Raw genomic sequence first — 23,119 nt, 5'->3', positions numbered from 1 at the left:
TCGCACATGAATACCAGCCACTTGTGCCACCAACATTGTCTCCGGTGTATACATAACTTCGCCCGCAAGCGGACGCCAGCGCGGCAGTGCGCGTCAACTTCGGGTTGGGCGCAGTGTCTTGCGCCAGTCCTTACCCAGGTTGCCTAGAAGCCCAGGAGTCACGGTCATGTCACAGTCCAAGCCGCTGTTCCCCCTCAACGCGTGGTACGCCGTCGCCTGGGACCACGAGGTCAAGCACGCGCTCACCCCGCGCAAGCTCTGCAACCTGGACGTGGTGCTCTACCGCACCACCGCCGGGGCCGTGGTGGCGTTGGAAGATGCCTGCTGGCACCGGCTGGTGCCGTTGTCGATGGGCAAGCTGCGCGGCGACGACGTGGTCTGCGGCTACCACGGGCTGGTCTACAACGCGCAGGGCCGCTGCGTGCACATGCCCTCGCAGGAAACCATCAACCCCTCGGCCTGCGTGCGCGGCTTTCCTGTGGCCGAAAAGCACCGCTACGTGTGGGTGTGGCCGGGCGACCCGGCGCAGGCCGATGTGGCGCTGATCCCGGACCTGCACTGGTCGCACGATCCGGCCTGGGCCGGCGACGGCCGCACCATCCACGCCAAATGCGATTACCGGCTGGTGCTGGACAACCTGATGGATCTCACCCACGAAACCTTCGTGCATGGCTCGAGTATCGGCCAGGACGAAGTGGCCGAAGCGCCGTTCGAGGTGGTGCACGGCGACCGCACGGTGACCGTGTCGCGCTGGATGCACAACATCGACCCACCGCCGTTCTGGGCCGGCCAGATCGCGCGGCACCTGAACTACCACGGCAAGGTGGACCGCTGGCAGATCATCCATTTCGAAGCACCGGGCACCATCGCCATCGATGTCGGCGTGGCCATCACCGGCACCGGCGCGCCGCAGGGTGACCGCAGCCAGGGCGTCAACGGGTTCGTGCTCAACACCATCACCCCGGAAACCGACACCACCTGCCATTACTTCTGGGCATTCATGCGCAACTACGCGCTGCATGACCAGTCATTGACCACGCTCACGCGCGAAGGCGTCACCGGCGTATTCGGCGAAGACGAAGCCGTGCTGGAAGCCCAGCAACGCGCGATCGAAGCGCATCCGGACCACGCGTTCTACAACCTCAACGTGGACGCCGGCGGCATGTGGGCGCGGCGCGTCATCGACCGCCTGATCGCGCGCGAACAGCGCGCCGGCGACCTGTCCTTGCGCATGGTGGGGTGATGGCCATGCGCGATGCATCAACACCGCTGCACGTTGCGCGCGTGGCCCGTGCGCTGTCGCCAGTGCCTGCAGCGCATCAACGCCACGCACGTGCTGCACAAGCGCCAGGCGCAGGCCGCATACCGGGATCGAAGCAAGGAGATCAGCATGCGTAAAGACACCCATTGGCACCACGCCCGCGTGGTGAGTGTTGCCGATGCCTGCCAGGGCGTGCGCGAGATCGTGCTCGACCCGGGCGCGAACACGCGCAGTTTCGAGGTGGGCAGCCATCTGGATTTCCGCCTGCAGCTCCACGGGCGCGAGGATGTGCGGTCCTATTCGCTGGTAGGCGAGCCCCGCGCCGATGGCTACTACCAGGTGGCGGTGCGGCAGATGCCCGAAAGCCGCGGCGGCTCGCGGCATATGTGGACCTTGGCACCGGGCGACGTGGTGGAAATTTCGCCACCCAGCAATAACTTCGCGCTGGATGAAGCGGGTGAGGAAATCCTGCTGATTGCCGGCGGTATCGGCGTGACGCCCATCGTGGGCATGGCGCAGCGGCTGGCGCGCCGGCATCAGGCGTTCCGCATGCTGTACGTGGGCCGCGCACGCGACACCATGGCCTATGTGGACACGCTGGAGGCGCTGCTCGGCGCACGCCTGCAAGTGCATTGCGACGACCAGGCCGGCCCGCCGGATCTGGCTGCGGAACTGGCCACCTTGTCGCCCAATGCCGAGGTCTATGTCTGCGGGCCGCTGGGCATGCTCGAAGCAGTGCGCCAGCAGTGGCACGCCGCCGGCCGGCCGCGCGCGCGCCTGCATTTCGAGACCTTCGGCAACAGCGGGCGGGTGCCGGCACAGGCCTTCGTAGTCAAGCTGCCTGGACTGGGCATGGAAGTGCAGGTGGCCGAGAACGTATCGATGCTCGACGCCCTGGCCGACGCCGGTGTGGAGCTGATTGCCGAATGCCGACGCGGCGAATGCGGGTTGTGCGCGGTGGACGTGCTCGACACGGCGGCCGACATCGACCACCGCGACGTGTTCTTCAGCGATGCGCAGCGCAGCGAGAATCGCAAGCTGTGCGCGTGCGTGTCGCGTGCGGTGGGCGGCAGCATCAGCATCGATACCGGCTACCGCGCGGGCTCCGACTGAGCGCGCAGGCATCGTGCTTGGGTCGCGTCATGCGACACCATCGCGGCGGTGTGAGCGACAGACCCCGTCGCCTTTCGGGGCAGCCATAGTCGAGCCGTTTCGCCACCGCACACCATCCATCGACTGGCCGGTGGTGCGTATGACACGCAGTGATCGCAGTGGCCAGGCGGCCACTGCCGTGGTCGCTCTGGCCCAGCGCGGCGCGGCCATGCTCGTGCTTGCATCCTCACGCGCATGGGCGATGATCTGCGCATGGAGTCGACTCATTACAGGACCGTGCCGGCGCCGGCACTCAATCCGCGCCAAGAGCAGTTGGTGGCCTTGGTGCGTCAACAGGGCTTTGCCGATGTCGAAGGGCTGGCGACGCGCTTTGAGGTCACGCCGCAGACCATTCGCCGCGATCTAACCTTGCTCTGCGATGCCGGCGTGCTGCGCCGGTATCACGGCGGCGTCAGCATGCCGTCCAGCGTGGAGAACCTGGCGTATGCGGCGCGCAAGGCGCTGCAGGCGCGCGAGAAGCAGCAGATCGCCACGCAGGTGGCGCGCTTCATTCCCGACGACGCCTCGCTGTTCATCAATCTCGGCACCACCAACGAGGAAGTGGCGCGCGCCTTGCTGCAGCACCGCGGCCTGCGCGTGATCACCAACAACCTCAACGTGGCGGTGATGCTCAGCGCCAATCCCAGCTTCGAGGTGATCGTGGCCGGCGGCGTGGTGCGTGGCCGGGACCAGGGCGTCACCGGCGAGGCGACCGTGGAGCTCATCCGCCAGTTCAAGGTGGACTTCGGGGTGATCGGCATTTCCGGGGTCGACCTGGACGGCACGCTGCTGGATTTCGATTACCAGGAAGTGCGCGTGGCCCAGGCGATCATCGAGCATTCTCGGCAGGTGCTGCTGGCCGCCGACCACAGCAAGTTCGGCCGCAACGCGATGGTGCGGCTGGGGGCGATTGCACAGGTGCACGACTGGTTCACCGACCGGCCGCCGCCGGAGGAGCTGCGCACGGTGCTGGCCGAGGCTGGCACGCGCGTGCATCTGGCCGGCGTCGCGGGCTGACTCCCGCGCTTGAGGGCTGGGCGGCCGGAGCCGCAGGGCTTGTCCCGGCGGTCCAGCAGGCGGCTGATGTACGTGGTGCTGTTCGGCATACAGCGGGGCTCGGGCCGGGGTTACCGACCAAGCCTGGACAATGTTCGTTTGTGTGCGATTGCTGCGATCTGCGGCACACGCGCCATCCATCAATCGCTAATATCTATCGAAATACGCGGATCAATAGTCGCATTGTTACCAGAAGCTGCAGATCAGCCACATACGCCTCTTCACGCCTCCGCAAGGCGTCATGTTCGAATATGTTCGAACATGACAACTTAGGTTCGCGCTTGCGGGCGAGCCGGGACGGAGGCACCGATGGGCGAGACATACGATCTTCTGGTAATCGGCGGCGGCATCAACGGGGTCGGCATTGCCCGTGACGCGGCCGGGCGCGGTCTGTCGGTGTGCCTGTGCGAACAGGACGACCTGGCCGCGCATACCAGCAGCGCCAGCACCAAGCTCATCCACGGTGGCCTGCGCTATCTGGAGCAGTACGAGTTCGCATTGGTCGGCAAGGCGCTGGCCGAACGCGAGGTACTGCTGCGGCTAGCGCCGCACATCATCTGGCCGCTGCGCTTCCTGCTGCCGCATCAGCCGCATCTGCGCCCGGCCTGGATGATTCGCGCCGGGCTGTTCCTGTACGACCATCTTGGCGGCAGCAAGCGCAGCCTGCCGCGCTCGCGCCGGCTGTCGCTGCGCACCCATCCGGTTGGCCAGCCGCTGCAGGAGTCGCTGCGCACCGGCTTTGTGTATTCCGACGCATGGGTGCAGGACGCGCGGTTGGTGGTGCTCAACGCGATGGATGCGGCCAAGCGTGGCGCGCAGATCCATACGCGTACGCGTTGCGTTGGCGCCTGGCGCGATGCCGGGTTCTGGTATGCGGAGCTGGAAGGCTGCGACGGACGCCGCCGCACCGTGCAGTCGCGTGCGCTGGCCAATGCGGCCGGTCCGTGGGCGGTGTCGTTCCTGGACAAGGTGGCCGCGGTGCCGCACCAGCATGCGCTGCGCCTGGTCAAGGGCAGCCACATCGTGGTGCCCAAGCTGTTCGACCACGACCACGCGTACATCTTCCAGCAACCCGACCGGCGCATCGTGTTTGCCATTCCCTACGAGCACGACTTCACCTTGATCGGCACCACCGACGTGGATTACGAGGCCGACCCGTCCGCACCCAAGATCGACGCGGCCGAGGTGCAGTACCTGTGCGATGCGGTGAACTTGTATTTCCAGCAGCAGATCACCCCGCAGGATGTGGTGTGGAACTACAGCGGGGTGCGTCCGCTACTCGACGACGCCGAAGACAACGCCGCCGAAGTGACCCGCGACTATCAGCTGGAAGTGCTCACCGACGGCGCACCATTGCTCAACGTGTTCGGCGGCAAGCTCACCACCTACCGCAAGCTCGCCGAAGAAGCCGTCGACCGGCTGACCCATGCCCTGGGCGCGCGCAAGCCGGCGTGGACCGCGCGTGGCGAGGCCCTGCCCGGCGGCGAACAACGCGACATCGCCAGCCTGCTGGAGCGCGTGCGTACTGCGCGTCCCTGGCTGCCGGCGGCCACCGCACAGCGGCTGGTGCGCAACTACGGCACCTGTGCCGAGCAGCTGCTTGGCGATGCGCAGGACATGGCTGCACTCGGCCAGCATTTTGGTGCGGACCTCTACCAGGCCGAGGTGGATTACCTGTGCGCTCGCGAATGGGCGCAGACCGCCGACGACATCCTGTGGCGCCGCAGCAAACTGGGCCTGCGTGTAGATGCCGAGGCGCGCGCGCGCCTGGAGGCGTATCTGCAGACGCGGCCAGCTGCGCACGCCAACGCACAGACGCACGCGGTGCCAGCCTGACAGCGTGACTGACGTTGCCAACGAGGAAGGGTCGTTGGCAACGTATCCTGGCGCGCGCGCCGCGCATCATCATGGGTATTTCGTGGAGGGCAACTGAGATGAGCACAACCAGACACACTTGCGCGTCGCCAGACGCGTCGCAACACCGCCATGGCCAAGCACCGCGCAGCGCGCAAGGCCGCCCATGAGCCGTCAACTCGTGGGTGAGTTGATCTCCGAAGCGGTGGCGATGTTCATCATCATCGCGCTGGGCGATTCGGTCGCGGCGATGTACATCCTCTACGACCCCAGCCCGTATCAAAACGCCTACTGGGGCGTGTGTATTGCCTGGGGCCTGGCGGTCACGCTGGCCATCTATGTCACCGGTTCGGTGTCCGGCACGCACGCCAACCCGGCGGTCACGCTGGCGCTGGCGTTGTTCCGCGATTTTTCCTGGAAAAAGGTGCTGCCGTACTGGGGCGCGCAAGTGGTTGGCGCGTTTCTTGGCGCGGCGATTGTCTACCAGCTCTACGGGCCGGTGATCGACCACTACAACCAGGTGCAGCAGCTCACCCGCGAAGCCGGCGGCGCTGCGGGGGTGTTCTTCACCGCGCCGGGCCTGGCGGTCACGCCGATGCATGCGTTGGTGGACCAGATCATCATCACCGCGTTTCTGATCTTCGGCATCTTCGCCATCACCGAGCGCTTCAACGAGGCGGCGCCAACCGCCAACTCGGGCGCGTTGATGATCGGCTTGCTGGTGGCCACGCTGGGCGCCTCGATGGGCTATCTGGAAGCCTGGGCGATGAACCCCGCGCGTGACTTCGGCCCGCGCCTGTTCGCGTATTTCGCCGGCTGGGGCGAAGCCGCACTGCCGGCCAAGGACAACTACTGATGGATCCCGATCGTCGGGCCATTGATCGGTGGCCCGCTGGGCGCCCTCGCCTACCAGTGGCTGATCCTGCCGTTCCTGCCGGCGCGGGTGTTGCACCTGCAAAAAGCCGCCACCCCGCCACTCGATCCGCCGTGATCGCACCGCTGCACTGACAGTCACGCCGTGCGCGCGGTGCGCCGGCCTTTGTTTCGAGGAATGCACGATGGAAAAGAAATACGTCCTTGCGATCGACCAGGGCACCACCAGCTCGCGCGCGATGTTGTTCGATCGCCAGGGCAAGGTGGCCGGCGTGGCGCAGCGCGAATTCGGCCAGATCTTTCCGCAGCCGGGCTGGGTGGAACACAACCCGCGCGAGATCATGACTAGCGTCTACACCACCATTACCGAGCTGCTCAACAACGCGCAGATCGACGCGCGCGAGATCTCAGGCATCGGCATCACCAACCAGCGCGAGACCGCGGTGGTGTGGGACAAGGCCACCGGCCAACCGATCTACAACGCCATTGTCTGGCAATCGCGGCAGACCAAGGACATCTGCACCCAGCTCAAAGAGGCCGGCCATGAGCAGATGGTGCGCGACAAGACCGGGCTGCTGATCGATGCGTATTTTTCCGGCACCAAGGTCAAGTGGATCCTCGACCACGTGGAGGGCGCACGCGAACGCGCACGCAAGGGCGAGCTCGCCTTCGGCACCATCGACAGCTGGCTGATCTGGAACCTCACCGGCGGCAAGGTGCACGTGACCGACTACACCAATGCCTCGCGCACCATGATGTACAACATCCACACCCTGGAGTGGGATGTAGAGCTGCTGGAGATGCTGGACGTGCCCGCGCAGATGCTGCCGGAAGTGCGCTCGTCCAGCGAGGTTTATGGCATGACCCAGACCCAGTATTTCTACGGCGAACAGGTGCCCATTGCCGGCATTGCCGGCGACCAGCAGGCCGCATTGTTCGGGCAAGCGTGCTTTGAACCGGGCATGGCCAAGAACACCTATGGCACCGGCTGTTTCATGCTGATGAATACCGGCGACAAGGCCGTGGCCTCCAAGGCCGGATTGCTGACCACCATCGCCTGGGGCATCGACGGCAAGGTGGAATACGCACTGGAAGGTGCCATCTTCGTGGCCGGTTCGGTGGTGCAGTGGCTGCGCGATGGGCTGCGTATGTTCGGCAAGGCCAGCGATTCGCAAGCCTACGCGGAGCGTGCCGATGACAACGACGGCGTGTATTTCGTCCCGGCCTTCGTGGGCCTGGGCGCACCGTACTGGCGCAGCGATATCCGCGGTGCGGTGTTCGGCCTGACCCGCGGCACCAGCAAGGAACACTTCGTGCGCGCGGCGGTGGAATCGATGGCCTACCAGACCCGCGATGTGCTCACCGCGATGCAGAGCGATTCGGGGATCGAACTGAAGGAGCTGCGCGCCGACGGTGGCGCGATCGCCAACGACTTCATGGCGCAGTTCCAGAGCGACATTCTCAACGTGCCGGTGCTGCGTCCGGAGGTGGCCGAAACCACCGCGCTGGGCGCGGCCTACCTGGCGGGCCTGGCCACGGGGTTCTGGAGCAGCCGCGAAGAGATCGCCAAACAATGGGCGGTGGATCGCCGCTTCGAGCCGAACATGCCCGAAGAGCGGCGCGCACAGTTGTATGCCGGCTGGCAGCAGGCAGTGGAAGCCACCATGGGCTTCCGCATCAGCTAAGCACTAACACCGAAACGACTGCGCCCACCATCCGGTGGGCGCAACGTTAGGTTGGCAACTCGCGTGAGTTACGCACTGCAGTGCTACACGCTGCAGCCCTGCAGTGTCGCAGCAGTTACTGGCCGCCAGTATTGGCGCGCCCGGCAATCGTGTCCGGATCCCAATGTTCCTTGATCAGGCCTTTTTCGATGCGGAACATGTCGAACCAGGTGGTGGTGTAGGTCTTGGACGGATCACGCGGGTCCGGCAAGGTCCGCACCGATACCAGCGTGACCAGATCGCCATCGGCGGTGATCGCCACCAGCGGCAACTGCACGCGCGGCTGCACCGGGGTGGGCGGCACGAACGCGGTGAGGAAGGCAATGAACGCATCGCGGCCATTGGCCACGTTCGGGTTGTGCTGGATGTAGTTCTTGTCCATGTACATCGGTGCGTACTGCACCTGGCCGGCTTCGAACACGATGCGCCAGAAATCGTAGACCAGGCGCTTGTTGGCGGTTTCGGACCAATTGGAGCCGATCAGCAGTTTCTGGTGGTTGGGGTTGGCGGTGACGGCGGTCTGCGCGAAGGCCGCCATGGGCGCCAACAGCATGACCAGCAACAGGGCGCGGGAGAACAGTTGTTTCATGGGGTACTCCTGGGTAGGGAGGCCAGCCTGCCGCTCGCATGCCATCAAGGCGGTCAGTGCCGACGATTGGGGGAATGACGCGTCCTTGCCAACGTTGCGCTCCGCACGCGTCACCGCCACCCTACCGGCCGTGCTCGCTCGCCCGCTAGACGCTTTGACGTGTACCAGGGCACTTTTTGCTTCCCTTTGATCGGCCATCGCGTTGGTGTGCGGGGCTCAATCAGGCAAGGTGACCAGCGGCAAGCCGGCATAATTTTCCGCCACGGTGGTGCGGCCAGCATCGCTTTGCAGCAGATACGCCAGCTCGGCATCGCGGATGCGTGCAGTAAATGCATCTTCGCCCTCGAAGGTGTGCAGCAAACTGGTCATCCACCATGAGAAACGCTCGGCTTTCCACACCCGCTGCAATGCCAGCGCCGAATACTGCTGCAACACCGCCGCATCGCCGCGCTGATGCCAGCGCGCGAACAGCTGCGCCAGCAGGCCCACATCGGCCAGCGCCAGGTTCAAGCCCTTGGCGCCGGTCGGCGGCACGATATGCGCCGCATCGCCGGCCAGGAACAGCCGCCCGTATTGCATGGGCTCGGCAACGAAACTGCGCAGTGGCGCGATGCTCTTTTCGATCGATGCGCCGGTCACCAGCTGCTCGCCGAGCGATGCCGGCAGACGCGCGCGCAACTCCGACCAGAACGCGTGATCGTCCCACTGCGCAAGCTGCGTGCCGGCGGGCACTTGCAGGTAGTAACGGCTGCGGCTGGGCGAGCGCATCGAGCACAGCGCAAAACCATGCGCGTGCCGTGCGTAGATCAGCTCCTCATGCACCGGCGGCACGTCGGCCAGCACCCCCAGCCACCCGAACGGATACACCCGCTCGAAGAGTTGCAGCCGCTCGGGCGGAATCGCCGCACGGCTGATGCCATGGAAGCCGTCGCAGCCAACGATGTAATCGCAGCTCACGCGATGACGCCGCCCGTGCTGGGTGAATTCCACCGCCGGCTGCGCGCTGCTGATGTCGCAAAGCGCCACGTCCTGCGCTTGATAGTAGCTGCGCAGCCCAAAGCGCTCGCGTGCCTGCATCAGGTCGAAGGTGACCTCGGTCTGCCCATAGACAGTCACGCTGCGCCCACCTGCGCGCTGCAGGTCGATGCGTTCGCGGCGGCCGTCCACGACCAGTTCGAACCCGCTGTGGCGCAGCCCTTCGCGCTGCAGGCGTGCGTCGACGCCGGCGTGCTGCAACAGCGCCACGCTGCCCTGCTCCAGCACGCCGGCGCGAATGCGTGAGAGCACGTGTTCAGGCGTCTGGCGCTCGATCAACACCGCATCGATGCCGACGTTCGCCAACAGCTGGCCCAGTAGCAGACCGGCAGGGCCGGCGCCGATGATGGCAACCTGGGTGCGCATACGGAGTTCCTACAGCGACGATGCGTTGCAGTGTCGGTAGCCATGCCGCCCGATTGAAGGGATGATTGCCGGCAGTGCTTGGACTTTTCGACGATGCCCACTCGCGCGCGTAATGTATCTGCGGCTGTAGCGGTTCCAGCGTTCGGCCTGTATGGCGAACACGGCGTGGCGGTGCCGGATCTGCTGCACTGGGAATCGATCGGTGCGCGCAGCCGGCTGCATGATTGGCGAATTGCGCCACACCGGCACGACGAGCTGGCGCAGTTGCTCTATGTGCAACGTGGCCCGGCCACCGTGCATCTGGATGGCCGCACACAGCGCATCGGCGGTGCCACGGTGATCTGGTTGCCACCGATGTGCGTGCATGGCTTCAACTTCGATCCGCGGGTGCGCGGGCATATCGCCACGCTGTGCATGCCGCTGGTGCACGCCACCGTGCAGGGTGCGCCTGCGGTGCGTCAGGCGTTAGCGTCTCCGCAGCTACTTGCGGCTGGGCGCAGCCGCCCATTGCTCGATCTTGTCTTTGCCAGCCTTGCCGACGACCACGCGCGGCAACGCATCGGCCGCGAGGCGGCGATGCAGGCAGCGGCCGCGCAACTGCTGGTCTGGTGCGCGCGCACGGCGCTAGAAAAAGCCCACGACCACGCAATCACTGCTGCGCATGCGGACCCAGGCCTGCGGCATCTGCGCAGTTTCCAGGCCTTGATCGATGTGCACTACCGCGCGCATTGGTCCATTGCCCGCTATGCCGCGCAGGTGGGGCTCACGCCCGGGCACCTCAACGCGGTGTGCCAGCGCCTGGCCAACGCCTCGGCGCTGCAGTTGCTGCAACGCCGGCTCATGCTGGAAGCCCGGCGCAGCCTGCGCTACACCAGCATGAGCGTGCAGCAGGTGGCTGCCGACCTTGGATTTTTCGACGCTGCGTACTTCAGCCGGTTCTTCGCCCGGCACGCCGGCTGCTCCCCATCGCAGTTCCGTGCGGCAGGGTAAGCCACCGGCCGGGCATCAGCCGCACACTCAGAACGGGTACTGCGGCACCGCGTGCTTGATCGTCAGCCATTGCCAGTGCATGTACTGCTCCCAATCGGCCGGCCCACCCACGCTGGTGCCGTTGCCCGAAGCGCCCGTACCACCGAATGGATTGATGACTTCATCGGCCACGGTCTGGTCGTTGATGTGCAGCAAGCCGGTGTGCAATTGCTCGCCCAGCGCCATGGCGCGCGACACCGACGCCGACATGATGCCTGCCACCAGGCCGTATTCGCCGTGGTTGGCCAGTACCGCGGCTTCTTCGTCGGTGTCGAACACCGTGATGTTGATCACCGGGCCGAACACCTCTTCATCGAACACCCGCATGCCCGGGCGCACGTTCGACAACACGGTCGCTGCATAGAACAGGCCGTCATGGGTGGCGCCGGCTTCGACCACCGCACCGGCGTCGATACTGTCATCGACGATGTCCAGCACGCGCTGCAACTGGCGCTGGTCGATGATCGGGCCCAGCGCCACCGTGCCGCTGACCGGGTCACCCACCGGCAGATGGCGTGCCTTGTCGGCCAGCAGTTTGGTCAGCGCGTCGGCCACGCCGCGTTGCACCAGCACGCGGCCGGTGGCCATGCAGATCTGGCCTTGATGCAGGTACGCACCGAAGGCGATCGCCGATGCGGCGCGCTCCAGGTCGGCGTCGTCGAGCACGATCACTGCGTTATTGCCACCGAGTTCCAGCGCCACCTTTTTCAGGTGACGGCCGGCGAGCTCGCCGATCCGGCGCCCGGCGGCGGTGGAGCCGGTGAAGGCAATCATCGGCACGTCCGGCGCTTCGACCAGGGCCTGGCCGATGTCGGCGCCGCCGTGCAGCACGTGCAGCAGCCCCTTGGGCAGCCCGGCTTCTTCGAGCACTTGGGCGATGATCACACCACCGGTATACGGCGTGCGCGGGTCTGGTTTGAGGATCACCGCATTGCCCATGGCCAGCGCCGGTGCCACCGACCGCAGCGACAGGATCAGCGGGAAGTTGAACGGCGAGATCACCGCAATGATGCCCAGCGGCAGATGCCTGGCCAGGCTGAGCTGGCCTGCGGCGGTTGGCAGCACCTGGCCCATCGCCTGCAGCGGCAGCCCGGCCGCTTGCTGGTAGTAGGCAATCGCCTCGCCCACCTCGCGCTCGGCCTTGGGCATGATGCCGCCGGTCTCGCGCGCGATCAGCAAGGTGGCCTCGGCGCGGTGCGCTTCCATCAGTTGCGCAGCGCGGTGGAACACCGCTGCACGCTCGCGCGGCGAAGTGGTTGCCCAGGCACGTTGGGCGTGCTTGGCCTGCGCAATGGCGGCCTCCACATCGGATAGGTCGGCCTTGCCGACCTCGTGCAACAGGCCGCCGGTAGCCGGCTCATGGATCTGCAGCGTGCCGCCGCTACCGGGGACCCAGTCGCCATTGAAGATACAGCCGTGCCACGCCGGTGTGGCGGTCGTGGGTGTCGCAATGCTGGGGAGCGCATGCATGGTCGAGCCTCCTGCTGGTTGGGGGTCCAAGGGGACTTACAAAGTGGTGGATGCCAGGCCGCCATCGACCGGCAAGGTGATGCCATTGATCCAGCGCGCGGCGTCCGATGCCAGGAACACGATCGCCTCGGCCACCTCGTCGGCATACGCCGGGCGTTGCATGCGTTTGGCGTCTTCCTGCACACGCTCGGCGCCAAGCATCGCGGCAAAGTCGCCCAGGATCGGGGTGAACACCGGCCCGGGCGAGACGTTGTTGACGCGCACGCCGTGATCGGCGAACCACGGCCACGATTGCAGCAAGGTCCACACGATCAAGGCTTCCTTGAAATACTGATAGCAGGTGTCGTGCGCAACCGGGTGCGCGGCCAGCCACGCGCTGCCATCGGCGAAACTGGCAGCGGCGGCCAGCTGCTTGTGCAGGTCCAGCCGCTGCGGCCATTCGGCGCCGAGAATCGAGGCGACGTTGATGATGGCGCCGCCACGGCTGATGCGCGGCAGCAGCGCGTGGCTGAGGTGACGCAGGCCCAGGTAGTTGACCCGCGCCACCGCCTCCAGCGGCGCGGTGCCGGGCACCCCGGCCACATTGGCCAGCGCGTCGATCCGTTCCGGCAGTGCCTGCACCAGCGCATCGATCGCAGCGGGATCGCCCAGATCGGCCTGATGGAAGCTGTGCAGGCTCATATGCACCGGCGTGCGATCGATGCCGATCACGGTCGCGCCTTCAAAGCGCGCCAGGCGCGCCACTTCCGCACCGATGCCCGATGCCACGCCGGTCACCACGATGGTCTTGTTCAACAAGCGCATTGCCTTCTCCGAAGTTGCCGGGATCACCGGCGCTGGAACACGTGGACGAACTGCACATTGAGGTTGCTGCCGGAGGCCGCGTTTTTGACCTCCACCGGCAGATAGAGATTGGCGAACAACAGATTGTTGGCATCCACGCGCCAGGCACCGCCCGGGCCGGCATAGCACGCGGTCTGGCGGTTGTCGGCCACGCGTTGGCCGTTCGTGCGGTTGTCGCGCAATTGGGTGAGGGAGTCGGCGTTGATGCCGACCCGTACATTGCTCACCACCTCCCATGAGGTGGCGACGTTGATCCACGCCGCATCGCCGCCCTGGCGATTGCGGAACGCAACGCCATCGGGAAGATTGGGCCGGCGGTCGCTGCGCAAGGTGTCGATGTAGTTCAGGCGCGCACTGATCTCCCAATGCGGCGTAGGCAATGCGGTGATGGCGTAGTTGGGCACCAGCAACCAGGACTCGGCGCCCGGATCGAGCGCGCGACCACCACTGAACGTGGATCGCAGCCTGGACTGGCGGATACATGGTGCGCTGCACGCGCCCTTGCGCGATGCGCGCGAGTGGTCGGTTACAGCGTGTCGAGGCGATCCAGGCAATCGAGCGCGCGCAGCAACGGCGCTTCGCTGGGGCCGAGCACCACACTGAGCTGCTGTTCCATGCGCAGCACCTCCGCTTCGGCCTGCGCCAGCAGGCTGGCCCCGGTGGCAGTCAAGGACAGATGCTGCATGCGACGGTCCTGGCGCCCACGCACCTGCCGCAGCAGGCGCCGCTTCACCAGACGGGCCACCACGATGGCCAGATTCGGCGCCGAGACATGCAGCACATCGCCGATCTGGCGCTGATTGATGCCCGGGTTGCCATCCACCAGCATCAGCAGCGAAAAGTCGACCGGCTTGAGCTCGAAGGCAGCCACGCAATCCTGGAACATGCGCCGCACCAGCAGCTCGGTGCGGGTGATGCGGTAGCCCAGCAACCGCAGCAGGCGCGTCTGGTCCACCGTGGCAACAGGATCGGGGAGCAGCACGGCGCTGGACGTGGCAGGCATGAGGATTCTCGCGACAAGGGCCATCACCGAACCAGGGAGCGGCGCGCCAGGCGCCTGCAACGCCGGCCCGCGACGTGAGCCGCATTGTAGACGTGGCGGGGCGTGCCGGTATCGCTTGCGTTGCCCGGTCAGCCTGCTGTGCCGACCACAGCGGCAGCGCGCCGGCCGCTGCAGTGCCCATGCTGGAGACCACGCACCGGCGCCGCACCGGCGGCGGAAAAGCGGAATGGTCCAGGTGCGGGTACGGCATGGGGATCCGGGCGACAATGATTGCGTTCCGGAATAGTTATTCACCATAACTACATTGCCAAGCTGCAGCGCAGCATGGTCGCGCTCGCTAGGCGCCGTGCTGGCGGCCGCTGGTAGTGGTGAGCGCCTGTCCAGACGAGGCAAAGCCCGTGTCATGGCAACGCTGAGGGTGTGAGATGGCGCTGGTTGGGGAGGCCCAGGCGCATCGTGGCCTGCGACGGCAGCGCGGCCTGGCCGCAGGCAGTGCCGGGCTGGTGGCACACGGTGGACTCTTGGCGCGCGCAGCAGCAGCGTCGCGCCGCTGCAGCATCTGGCCGGCGACGGCCGCAGAGCGCGCTACAGGGGCGCGTGACGCACCAGGCCCTGGAGGAGCGCGCCTGGGCGCGATAAAGCGCCGCGCGGCCCGCGGCTGCGCGCAACGCTGATCCGGCACACGGCCCGGCGATCACTACCACGCGAACGCTAGCAGCACCCTGCACAGCGTCAAACGTGCGAGAGGCCTTACGGCAGCCAGAGTTTCTCAAGATCGCGGAAGCCCCAATCAGTGGGGCTTTCCATCTGCACGATGCGGTCCTGGCACTCCGCACGCGACAGATCGATGTCCTGCACCAGCACGTGGCTGCGCAGCTTGGCCGAATAGAACACCCGTACCTTCGGCTTGAGCAAGGACTCGGCGGCCTGTTCGATCACCACCGCCAGCTTCTGCGACTCCAGCCGCACCAGCGAGCCCACCGGGTAGATGCCCAGCCGCCGTACGAAGGCCTGGAACACCACCGGGTCGAAGTGACCGGTCCACGAGGCCATCCGCTTGAGCGATTCGGCCGGGTCCCAGCCGCGCTTGTAGGGCCGGTCAGAGCTGATCGCATCGTAGACATCGCACACCGCGCCCATGCGCGACATCAGCGAGATCTCTTCGCCTACCTGGCCCTTCGGGTAGCCACTGCCATCCATCTTTTCGTGGTGATGCAAGGCAATTTCCAGCACCACCGCGTTCTGCACCCCGCCGGCCAACAACAGGCGATGGCCATCCAGCGGATGCCGGCGGATGACGTCCATTTCTTCGTCGGTGAGCTTGCCGGGCTTGTTGAGGATATCCAGCGGCGTCACCGCCTTGCCCATGTCGTGCAGCAGGCCGCCCATCGCCGCCTCCACCACCTGCGCATCGGGCAGGCCGAGCTGGCGCGCCAGCCCGCTCATCAGGCCGGCTACCGCCATCGAATGCAGGTAGGTGTAGTCGTCGGCGGTCTTGAGCCGCGCCACGCTGATCAAGGCCTGCGGATGGCGCAGCACCGAATCGTTGATCGCCTCCACCAGCGGCATCGCCGCCTCGGTGTCGACAGTGCGGCCCAGCCGCACGTCGCGAAACATTTCTTCCACCACGCTGCGGCCGTCTTCGAAGATGCGGCGCGCGCGCACCACTTCGGCCTCGATGCCCACCTTGGGCGCAACGTTAGCGGCGCGTGCGGCGCGTTCGACAGGCGCAGCGACCGAGGGTTCGGAGGCTGCAGGCGCGGGCGCCGGCGGAGCGGGCTCTTCCACTGCGGCGGGCGCAGCCGCTTCCACGTCCAGCCCACGTGCGGTGTCGATCACCATCTGCTCGATGCGGCTGTCGTGGATCTTGCCCACATCGTCGGCATCGACCAGGAAGGAGGTCTTCCAGAACGGATGGTGCACCCACGCGCCCAGCAGCTTGTAGACATACATGCCGGGGCGGAGTTGGTCGGAGTCGATGGTTCTGAGCATGCCGGCGCTGGTCTGCAAGTGGTCCGCATAGCGCCCACCACAGGCGTGGCGGGTCTGCTGAGTTATCGGCAGCCGCGCAGGATTCTTTGGGCCGGGCGCAACCGCAGCCGTCTCGCCAACCGGCAGTAGGCAATGCCCGCTAAGCAGTTCAGCGCTCCGGCAGGCGCATCGCCACCACCGCGGCAGCAGCGAACAGCAACGGCACGCCGCATGCCAGATACAACATGGCCGGCGACCACCCGGCATCCAGCAGCACCCCGGCGCACAGCGGCGAGGCAATCGCGCCCAGCCGCCCGATCCCGATCGACCAGCCCATGCCGGTGGAGCGCACCGCCGCGGTGAACACCACCGGCGCCACCGCATACAGCCCACCCATCGCTGCCGTCAGCGCGGCACCGGTCAGCAACGCGGTGGCAAATGCCCAACTCAGCACCGTGCTGCTCAACCCGAATGCGACCATCCCCACCGCCACCAGCACCAGTGCGCCGGCAGTGAGCCACGACAAGCGACCACGCAGGGCCAACCAACTGAACAGCGTGCCGCCCACAATGCCGCCCAGATTCAACAGCACCCCACCGGTGACACCTTGGCCAGCCGACAGGCCCGCGGTCACCAGCAGCTTGGGAGTCCAGCTGAGCACGAAGTAGAACGCGAACATCAACAAGAAAAATGCCAGCGCGATCAACAGCGATTGCCGCCGCAGCGCACCTACGAACAGGGCCGCATACCCCTGCACCTGCCCGGCCGCCTGCGCAGGTGGCAGCGGCAACTGCGAATGCGGCGGCATCCCCATGCGTGCCAGCACCGCGTTGAAGCGCGCCTGCGCATTGGGCGGCCGGCGGGCGATCAGGAACTCCAGCGATTCGGGCAAACAGGCCAGCACCAGCGGGACGCAGAGCAACGCGCCGAACGCGCCAAGCCAGAACACCGATGGCCAGGACCAATGTTGCAACAGCAGCGCGGCAATCGCGCCCCCAATCGTCGCCCCGACCGGGTAACCGGTGGCCTGCAGCACCGTCGCCGTGCTGCGCCAGCGTGCAGTGGAATATTCGGCGGCAGTGACCGCCACGCAGGCCAGCATGCCGCCGATGCCGACACCGGTGAACGCCCGCAATGCGCCCAGCTGCCAGGCAGTGCCTGCCAGTGCGGAGGCGCCCATGCCGACAGTCAGGATGCCCAGACACACCAGGATCAGCGCACGACGGCCAATGCGGTCTGCCCACGGCGCCAGCACCAGCGAGCCGACCGCCATGCCGACCAGCCCGGCACTGAACAGCGCTCCCAGCAGCTTCCCGGACAACTGCCAGTCTGCCGACACGTGCGGGGCGGTGAACGCCATCGCCATCACGTCGAAGCCATCGAGCATCGTCAGCAGCACGCACACCGCCACGGCCCTCCACTGGAACGGCGTCATGCGCTCCAAAACAAAGTGCGCGGAAGTTGGCGTGCCTTGAAGCATTGGCGTGTCCTGTGAGGGGGGCTGATGTGGCGCAGCGGTGGCACAGGTGCATCCACGCTGCGCGATGGGAAAACGCGCGGACGCACCCTCGAAAACCGTGTGTGTTGCGACAGACGCAACGGATACGTCGCAATGGCCTGCACGCTAGGCCGATTGCGGGTGCCGTTCAAGGCTGATCCCCGCAGTGGTGTGCGCTTATCGGATGCAGACCCAATGAGCTTCGCTTGCGCGGCGCCAGGTTCGGATGTGTTGTCTGCTTGTGTGGTGCGCCTCAAGGCATGGAGCACGACGGGCAACCGGATCCTGCGCGGCAGCATCGTTCGTCGCCGCATCGCTACCGCGTTGGCTGTTCGAGATCGCTCTGACGCACGTGTGGGGTGATTGTCCGCACTGTCGCGCGACCTTGCGCAACGCATACTGGCGAATAGCAACGCGACAAACGATCCATGCGAATAGAGCCGCTGACAAGACGTGGCGAACAGTCGTCAGGTAGTCATGGACTATGTGCCCAGAATCAGAGCGTACGAGCGGCACATGCCGATTCCGCTAACCGGACGCGCCCGCCTGGCGGTCGCGCACTAGTTTTGTCAGCTGTTACTGACCATGCACGCATCGTGGTTAGCGGACGCGCTGCGTCCCCCGTCAGATCGCCGGATACACCGCATACCAAGCAACAGCACCGCATATGACTTCAAACGCGCGACTCACTTGCAGCGATACACACAGCTTCACCCAATACGCGTCGAGATGCACCGCTTCCAAGCATCCAAAACCCGCATCCATGCCATCTGCATCCATCGCGCAGCACCGCCGCAGCAACACACACCGCACAGGTATCATCCACCTGTGCCCGCAGTTGGCGGCACGCTAACTTGCCGGAGAGTGCCGTGACCCCGATTCGCCCGTTTATGGAACACACCCCGCAGCTGGGCGCGCGCGTCTATGTCGACCCGGCCTGCACCATCATCGGCAAGGTGCAGCTGGGCGACGACGTGTCGGTATGGCCGGGCACGGTGATTCGTGGCGACGTCAACCATGTGCAGATCGGCGCGCGCACCAACGTGCAGGATGGCACCATCATCCACGTCAGCCACCACAGCCCGTTCAACAAGGGCGGCTACCCGACCGTGATCGGCGAAGACGTCACCGTGGGCCACGGCACCATCCTGCATGCCTGCACCATCGAAGACCTGTGCCTGATCGGCATGGGCGCCTGCGTGCTCGATAACGCCACCATCAAACGCTACGGCTTTGTTGGTGCCGGTGCGGTGGTGGGCCCGGGCAAGGTGGTTGGCGAAGCGGAATTGTGGCTGGGCAATCCGGCCCGGCTGGCGCGCCGCCTCAGCGACCAGGAGATCGAAAGCCTGCATTATTCGGCGCAGCATTATGTGCGGCTCAAGGACCAGTATCTGGGCGCGGCCAGCGCGGGCTGACCCGTTGTCTGCCATGTAAACGCGTGGCAAAATCGGCGGCCTGCGGCGTGGGGACGCTGCCATCGAATGGATTCGACCTGCATGCACACCACCGTTGTCCTGCGCGGCCTGCTGGCCGCTTGCCTGCTTGTCGCAAGCCCGCTGCTGTTCGCCATCCCGGCCGACGCCGTCGACGAAGCGCAAGTGCTGGCTGCGCTGCAGTACCGCGACGGCCACATCACCGTGCCGCAGGCCAAGGCGCATTTCGATCTGGACCCGACCTTCCGTTACCTGGACAAGGCCGACACGCGCCGCGTGCTCGAACAGCTGTGGGGCAACCCGCCCGACGACAGCGTGCTGGGCATGATCGTGCCGCGCACGCCTGCGCTGGATGCACCAGACAGCTGGGCGGTGGTGGTGACCTATAGCGATGAGGGCTATGTGTCCGACGAGGATGCCGCCAAGATCGACTACAGCGAACTGCTGGCCGACATGCAGAAAGGCACCGCCGAAGACAACGCTGCGCGGCGTGAACAGGGCTACGGCACGGTCGACCTGCTCGGCTGGGCGGTACCGCCGCGCTACGACGCCAGCAGCAAGAAGCTCTACTGGGCCAAGGAGCTGCGCTTCGACGGCGCCCAGCAGCACACGCTCAACTACGACATCCGCGTGCTGGGCCGTAGCGGCTATCTCAGCCTCAACGCCGTCGCCGGCATCGGCCAGCTCGACCAGGTGCGCCAGGGCATGCAGCAGCTGTTGCCGATGACCGAGTTCGACCAGGGCGCGCGCTATGCCGACCACAACCCCTCCACCGACAAGATTGCCAGCTATGGCCTGGCCGGCCTGATCGGCGGCGGCCTGGCGGCCAAGGCCGGGCTGTTCGCCAAGCTGGGCCTGCTGCTGGCCAAGGGCTGGAAGCTGGTGTTGTTCGGCGTGCTGGCGCTGGGCGCCGGCATCAGGCGGGTGTTCGCCGGTCGCAAGGCGAACGGCAACGGTTGAACGCGGGGCTGGCGCCGCTTCGCCATTCTCCATCGGCTTTTTGGCTTGGCAGATGTTTCCCGCCTGCCGCGCTGTGAAGCGCGATAGTCGCTGGTGGCACTGCGCTGTGCGGCAATGGTCAGGCTGACCGGCTGGCATCCGTGCAAGTGCAGGCCCAGGAAGGCTGCCTGGTCACCGCACCCGGCCCCGGCGAGGATGCAACGCATGCGGCAACAACGCCGCGCTGCATGCGGCGCCTAGGTTGGCGTGTCCATCAGAGCGATGCGCCGGTCGATCAAACCGATGCAAGCATTGCCCGGATTGACATGGAACGCGCAAAGCGGCGCAGCTAAGCCGCAGCGACCCCTGCAGTTCCAGCGCGGCGCTCCAGTCAGCCGTGCGCAACACGACGCGCCTTACATTCAAGGCGCTGTCGCGCGCTCCAGGGCGGCGAGCATCGCCAGCGCCTGCGTCCGCGAGCTGCCGCACATCTCCACTGAAGGACGCAGGCTGGCGCAGACCGCCGGGCGGCTCGGCTGCCCGAACAGGCGGCAGCCCCACTGCGCATCCAGCTGCACGCACGGCACACCGGCCGGCTTGCCGTGCGGCATGCCCGGAATCGGCGAACTGATGGACGGGGCAATGCAGCACGCGGCACAGCCGGAGCGGCACGAAAGGGTGGAGGTCATGCGCACAGTCTAAGAGCAGCTATCAAAAAACTACTGCGCAGCCGCCAGGCGGGCGCGGCCGGTGCTCGGAATCCTCATGTACCCACGTACATTCCGGTTCCTCCGCGCCGTCCGCACCCACCTGACAACTGCTCGCTACGTTTTGTTAGCCACTCTAAACCGCGGCCGCTCGCGCGCAGTTGCGAGTGCCTGCGCTATTGCTGCACATGGATGAACCGTTTGGCGCAGCGGGATGGCGTGCTCGACGTTTGATGTCATCGCCCCGTTCGTAGTCACGTTTGGCCGCCTGTTCACCCGGCAGCTGCGTGCTACCGTGCGAGATCACCAGAACGCGCCGCGACGGTTGCAGCAGCAACAGTCCTGGCGCGGTCTAATTGCCAGCCATCGCTCGCTCACGTTGTCGATCCCGCCATGCCCGAATACCGCTCCAAGACCTCCACCCACGGCCGCAACATGGCGGGCGCCCGCGCACTCTGGCGCGCCACCGGCATGAAGGATGGCGATTTCCACAAGCCGATCATTGCCATCGCCAATTCGTTCACGCAGTTCGTTCCCGGGCATGTGCACCTGAAGGATCTTGGGCAACTCGTGGCACGTGAGATCGAACGTGTCGGCGGAGTAGCCAAGGAGTTCGACACCATCGCCGTGGACGACGGTATCGCGATGGGCCACGACGGCATGCTGTACTCGCTGCCCAGCCGCGAGATCATCGCCGACTCGGTCGAGTACATGGTCAACGCGCATTGCGCCGACGCGCTGGTGTGCATCTCCAACTGCGACAAGATCACCCCCGGCATGTTGATGGCCGCCTTGCGCCTCAACATCCCGACGGTGTTCGTGTCCGGCGGCCCGATGGAAGCCGGCAAGACCAAACTGGCCGACCATAATCTGGATCTGATCGACGCGATGGTGATCGCCGCCGACGACAGCGCTTCCGATGAAGAAGTCGCCGAGTTCGAACGCAGCGCCTGCCCCACGTGCGGCTCGTGCTCGGGCATGTTCACCGCCAACTCGATGAACTGCCTCACCGAAGCGCTGGGTCTTTCATTGCCCGGCAACGGCACCGTGGTGGCCACGCACGCCGACCGCGAGCAGCTGTTCCTGCGCGCCGGGCGCGTGGCGGTGGAACTGTGCCATCGCTGGTACGGCGGCGAAGACCCCACCGCACTGCCGCGCGGCATCGCCACCTTCGAAGCGTTCGAAAACGCGATGACGCTGGACATCGCCATGGGCGGCTCCACCAACACCATCCTGCATTTGCTGGCTGCCGCACAGGAAGGCGAGGTGCCGTTCGGCATGCGCGATATCGACCGCCTGTCCAAGCGTGTGCCGCAGCTGTGCAAGGTGGCACCGAACACGCCCAAGTACCACATCGAAGACGTGCACCGTGCTGGCGGCATCATGTCCATCCTCGGCGAACTGGCACGTGGCGGCTTGCTGCACACCAATGCAGCCACCGTGCACACATGCACCCTGGCCGACGCCATCGCGCAATGGGATGTCACCCAGGTCGACGACGACAAGGTGCATACGTTCTACAAGGCCGGCCCGGCCGGCATTCCCACGCAGATTGCGTTTAGCCAGGCCACGCGCTGGGACACGCTGGATACCGATCGCAGCGAAGGCTGCATCCGCGATGTTGCGCATGCGTTCTCGCAGGAAGGCGGCCTGGCGGTGCTGTACGGCAATATCGCGCGCGATGGCTGCGTGGTGAAGACCGCCGGCGTGGACGAATCCATCCACGTCTTCGAAGGCACTGCCCGCGTGTATGAGAGCCAGGATTCGGCGGTAAAAGGCATCCTCGCCGATGAAGTCAAAGCCGGCGATGTGGTGGTGATCCGCTACGAAGGCCCCAAGGGCGGCCCCGGCATGCAGGAGATGCTCTACCCCACCAGCTACCTAAAATCCAAGGGCCTGGGCAAACACTGCGCACTACTCACCGACGGCCGTTTCTCCGGCGGCACCTCGGGCCTGTCGATCGGCCACGCCTCGCCGGAAGCCGCCGCAGGCGGTGCGATCGGCCTGGTGCGCAACGGCGACAAGATTCTCATCGACATCCCCAAGCGCTCGATCGACCTGCTCGTCTCCGACGAAGAACTGGCCGCACGCCGCACCGAGCAGGACGCCAAGGGCTGGAAGCCGGTGGAAGTGCGCCCACGCAAAGTCACCACCGCGCTGAAGGCTTACGCGTTGCTGGCGACCAGTGCGGACAAGGGCGCGGTACGCGACAAGGCGATGCTGGACGGCTGAGGCATTGCGATGAAGACCGCGGATATTTAGCGGTCTTCGTCGTATCCCGGCATCGGACGGTGGAAGGGACTTCCTTCCCGATGC

17 protein-coding genes, 2 other RNA genes and 2 pseudogenes are annotated in these 23,119 nt (G+C 66.0%); 11 read left to right on the top strand and 10 right to left on the bottom strand.

Features of this window, described 5'->3' with window-relative positions:
* Window positions 1-166: 166 nt before the first annotated feature.
* The 6 genes and pseudogenes from ACCQ09_RS01830 to glpK all read left to right on the top strand — a co-directional run bounded on the left by ACCQ09_RS01830 (window position 167) and on the right by glpK (window position 7,881).
* The gene (locus tag ACCQ09_RS01830) at window positions 167-1,243 is read left to right on the top strand and encodes an aromatic ring-hydroxylating dioxygenase subunit alpha (protein WP_011035617.1); all 1,077 of its coding nucleotides are present in this window, start codon (window positions 167-169) and stop codon (window positions 1,241-1,243) included.
* A gap of 147 nt (window positions 1,244-1,390) precedes the next feature.
* Window positions 1,391-2,374, top strand: coding sequence for a PDR/VanB family oxidoreductase (locus tag ACCQ09_RS01825; RefSeq protein WP_011035616.1), 984 nt, complete (start codon window positions 1,391-1,393; stop codon window positions 2,372-2,374).
* Between the two features lie 234 nt (window positions 2,375-2,608).
* Window positions 2,609-3,430: a DeoR/GlpR family DNA-binding transcription regulator gene (locus ACCQ09_RS01820; protein WP_040940441.1), complete on the top strand. Its 822-nt coding sequence runs from the start codon at window positions 2,609-2,611 to the stop codon at window positions 3,428-3,430.
* Window positions 3,431-3,778: 348 nt separating this feature from the next.
* On the top strand, window positions 3,779-5,305 hold the full coding sequence (gene glpD, locus ACCQ09_RS01815) for a glycerol-3-phosphate dehydrogenase (RefSeq protein ID WP_040940440.1): 1,527 nt from the start codon (window positions 3,779-3,781) through the stop codon (window positions 5,303-5,305).
* Window positions 5,306-5,489: 184 nt separating this feature from the next.
* Window positions 5,490-6,314 (top strand): annotated as a pseudogene (locus ACCQ09_RS01810) (MIP/aquaporin family protein).
* Window positions 6,315-6,381: 67 nt separating this feature from the next.
* Window positions 6,382-7,881 (top strand): glycerol kinase GlpK, encoded by a 1,500-nt coding sequence (glpK, locus tag ACCQ09_RS01805; RefSeq protein ID WP_040940439.1) that lies wholly within the window; start codon window positions 6,382-6,384, stop codon window positions 7,879-7,881.
* Between the two features lie 115 nt (window positions 7,882-7,996).
* Here glpK and ACCQ09_RS01800 read toward each other — a convergent pair whose 3' ends face one another.
* Complete coding sequence (locus tag ACCQ09_RS01800; protein WP_014509305.1) at window positions 7,997-8,509, bottom strand: nuclear transport factor 2 family protein; 513 nt, start codon at window positions 8,507-8,509, stop codon at window positions 7,997-7,999.
* Window positions 8,510-8,725: 216 nt separating this feature from the next.
* Window positions 8,726-9,910 (bottom strand): 4-hydroxybenzoate 3-monooxygenase, encoded by a 1,185-nt coding sequence (gene pobA / locus ACCQ09_RS01795; protein ID WP_076053334.1) that lies wholly within the window; start codon window positions 9,908-9,910, stop codon window positions 8,726-8,728.
* Window positions 9,911-10,003: 93 nt separating this feature from the next.
* On the opposite strand from pobA, the gene ACCQ09_RS01790 reads away from it, so the two are divergent.
* Window positions 10,004-10,900, top strand: coding sequence for a helix-turn-helix domain-containing protein (locus ACCQ09_RS01790; protein ID WP_227971853.1), 897 nt, complete (start codon window positions 10,004-10,006; stop codon window positions 10,898-10,900).
* 27 nt (window positions 10,901-10,927) lie between these two features.
* Here ACCQ09_RS01790 and ACCQ09_RS01785 read toward each other — a convergent pair whose 3' ends face one another.
* From ACCQ09_RS01785 to ACCQ09_RS01755, 7 genes and pseudogenes are all read right to left on the bottom strand, one after another.
* The gene (locus ACCQ09_RS01785) at window positions 10,928-12,409 is read right to left on the bottom strand and encodes a benzaldehyde dehydrogenase (RefSeq protein ID WP_227971854.1); all 1,482 of its coding nucleotides are present in this window, start codon (window positions 12,407-12,409) and stop codon (window positions 10,928-10,930) included.
* Window positions 12,410-12,445: 36 nt separating this feature from the next.
* Window positions 12,446-13,213: a coniferyl-alcohol dehydrogenase gene (locus tag ACCQ09_RS01780; protein ID WP_075285218.1), complete on the bottom strand. Its 768-nt coding sequence runs from the start codon at window positions 13,211-13,213 to the stop codon at window positions 12,446-12,448.
* 23 nt (window positions 13,214-13,236) lie between these two features.
* Window positions 13,237-13,704: pseudogene (locus ACCQ09_RS01775) on the bottom strand (transporter); the annotation flags it as partial.
* A 74-nt stretch (window positions 13,705-13,778) separates the two neighbouring features.
* On the bottom strand, window positions 13,779-14,255 hold the full coding sequence (locus tag ACCQ09_RS01770) for a MarR family winged helix-turn-helix transcriptional regulator (RefSeq protein WP_228428358.1): 477 nt from the start codon (window positions 14,253-14,255) through the stop codon (window positions 13,779-13,781).
* A gap of 750 nt (window positions 14,256-15,005) precedes the next feature.
* Window positions 15,006-16,247 (bottom strand): HD-GYP domain-containing protein, encoded by a 1,242-nt coding sequence (locus tag ACCQ09_RS01765; RefSeq protein ID WP_221209863.1) that lies wholly within the window; start codon window positions 16,245-16,247, stop codon window positions 15,006-15,008.
* Between the two features lie 148 nt (window positions 16,248-16,395).
* Entirely contained in the window at window positions 16,396-17,706 is a 1,311-nt protein-coding gene (locus ACCQ09_RS01760) for an MFS transporter (RefSeq protein WP_075285215.1), read from the bottom strand.
* A gap of 459 nt (window positions 17,707-18,165) precedes the next feature.
* A non-coding RNA gene (locus tag ACCQ09_RS01755) (sX9 sRNA) lies at window positions 18,166-18,242 on the bottom strand.
* A 351-nt stretch (window positions 18,243-18,593) separates the two neighbouring features.
* On the opposite strand from ACCQ09_RS01755, the gene ACCQ09_RS01750 reads away from it, so the two are divergent.
* Window positions 18,594-19,139: a gamma carbonic anhydrase family protein gene (locus ACCQ09_RS01750; RefSeq protein WP_016944927.1), complete on the top strand. Its 546-nt coding sequence runs from the start codon at window positions 18,594-18,596 to the stop codon at window positions 19,137-19,139.
* An 81-nt stretch (window positions 19,140-19,220) separates the two neighbouring features.
* Window positions 19,221-20,117: a DUF2167 domain-containing protein gene (locus ACCQ09_RS01745; RefSeq protein WP_040942203.1), complete on the top strand. Its 897-nt coding sequence runs from the start codon at window positions 19,221-19,223 to the stop codon at window positions 20,115-20,117.
* A 401-nt stretch (window positions 20,118-20,518) separates the two neighbouring features.
* Here ACCQ09_RS01745 and ACCQ09_RS01740 read toward each other — a convergent pair whose 3' ends face one another.
* Window positions 20,519-20,785 (bottom strand): YkgJ family cysteine cluster protein, encoded by a 267-nt coding sequence (locus tag ACCQ09_RS01740; RefSeq protein ID WP_075287592.1) that lies wholly within the window; start codon window positions 20,783-20,785, stop codon window positions 20,519-20,521.
* Window positions 20,786-20,861: 76 nt separating this feature from the next.
* On the opposite strand from ACCQ09_RS01740, the gene ACCQ09_RS01735 reads away from it, so the two are divergent.
* Both ACCQ09_RS01735 and ilvD read left to right on the top strand, forming a co-directional pair.
* Window positions 20,862-20,936: non-coding RNA, sX9 sRNA (locus ACCQ09_RS01735), on the top strand.
* Window positions 20,937-21,196: 260 nt separating this feature from the next.
* On the top strand, window positions 21,197-23,035 hold the full coding sequence (ilvD, locus tag ACCQ09_RS01730; RefSeq protein WP_040940431.1) for a dihydroxy-acid dehydratase: 1,839 nt from the start codon (window positions 21,197-21,199) through the stop codon (window positions 23,033-23,035).
* The last annotated feature ends 84 nt before the right edge of the window (window positions 23,036-23,119 follow it).

This window comes from Xanthomonas sp. NCPPB 2586 (genome assembly GCF_041475775.2).
GTDB lineage: Bacteria > Pseudomonadota > Gammaproteobacteria > Xanthomonadales > Xanthomonadaceae > Xanthomonas > Xanthomonas campestris.
Note: the sequence above shows the minus strand (reverse complement) of the source record. Positions and strands in the feature narration are given on the sequence as shown.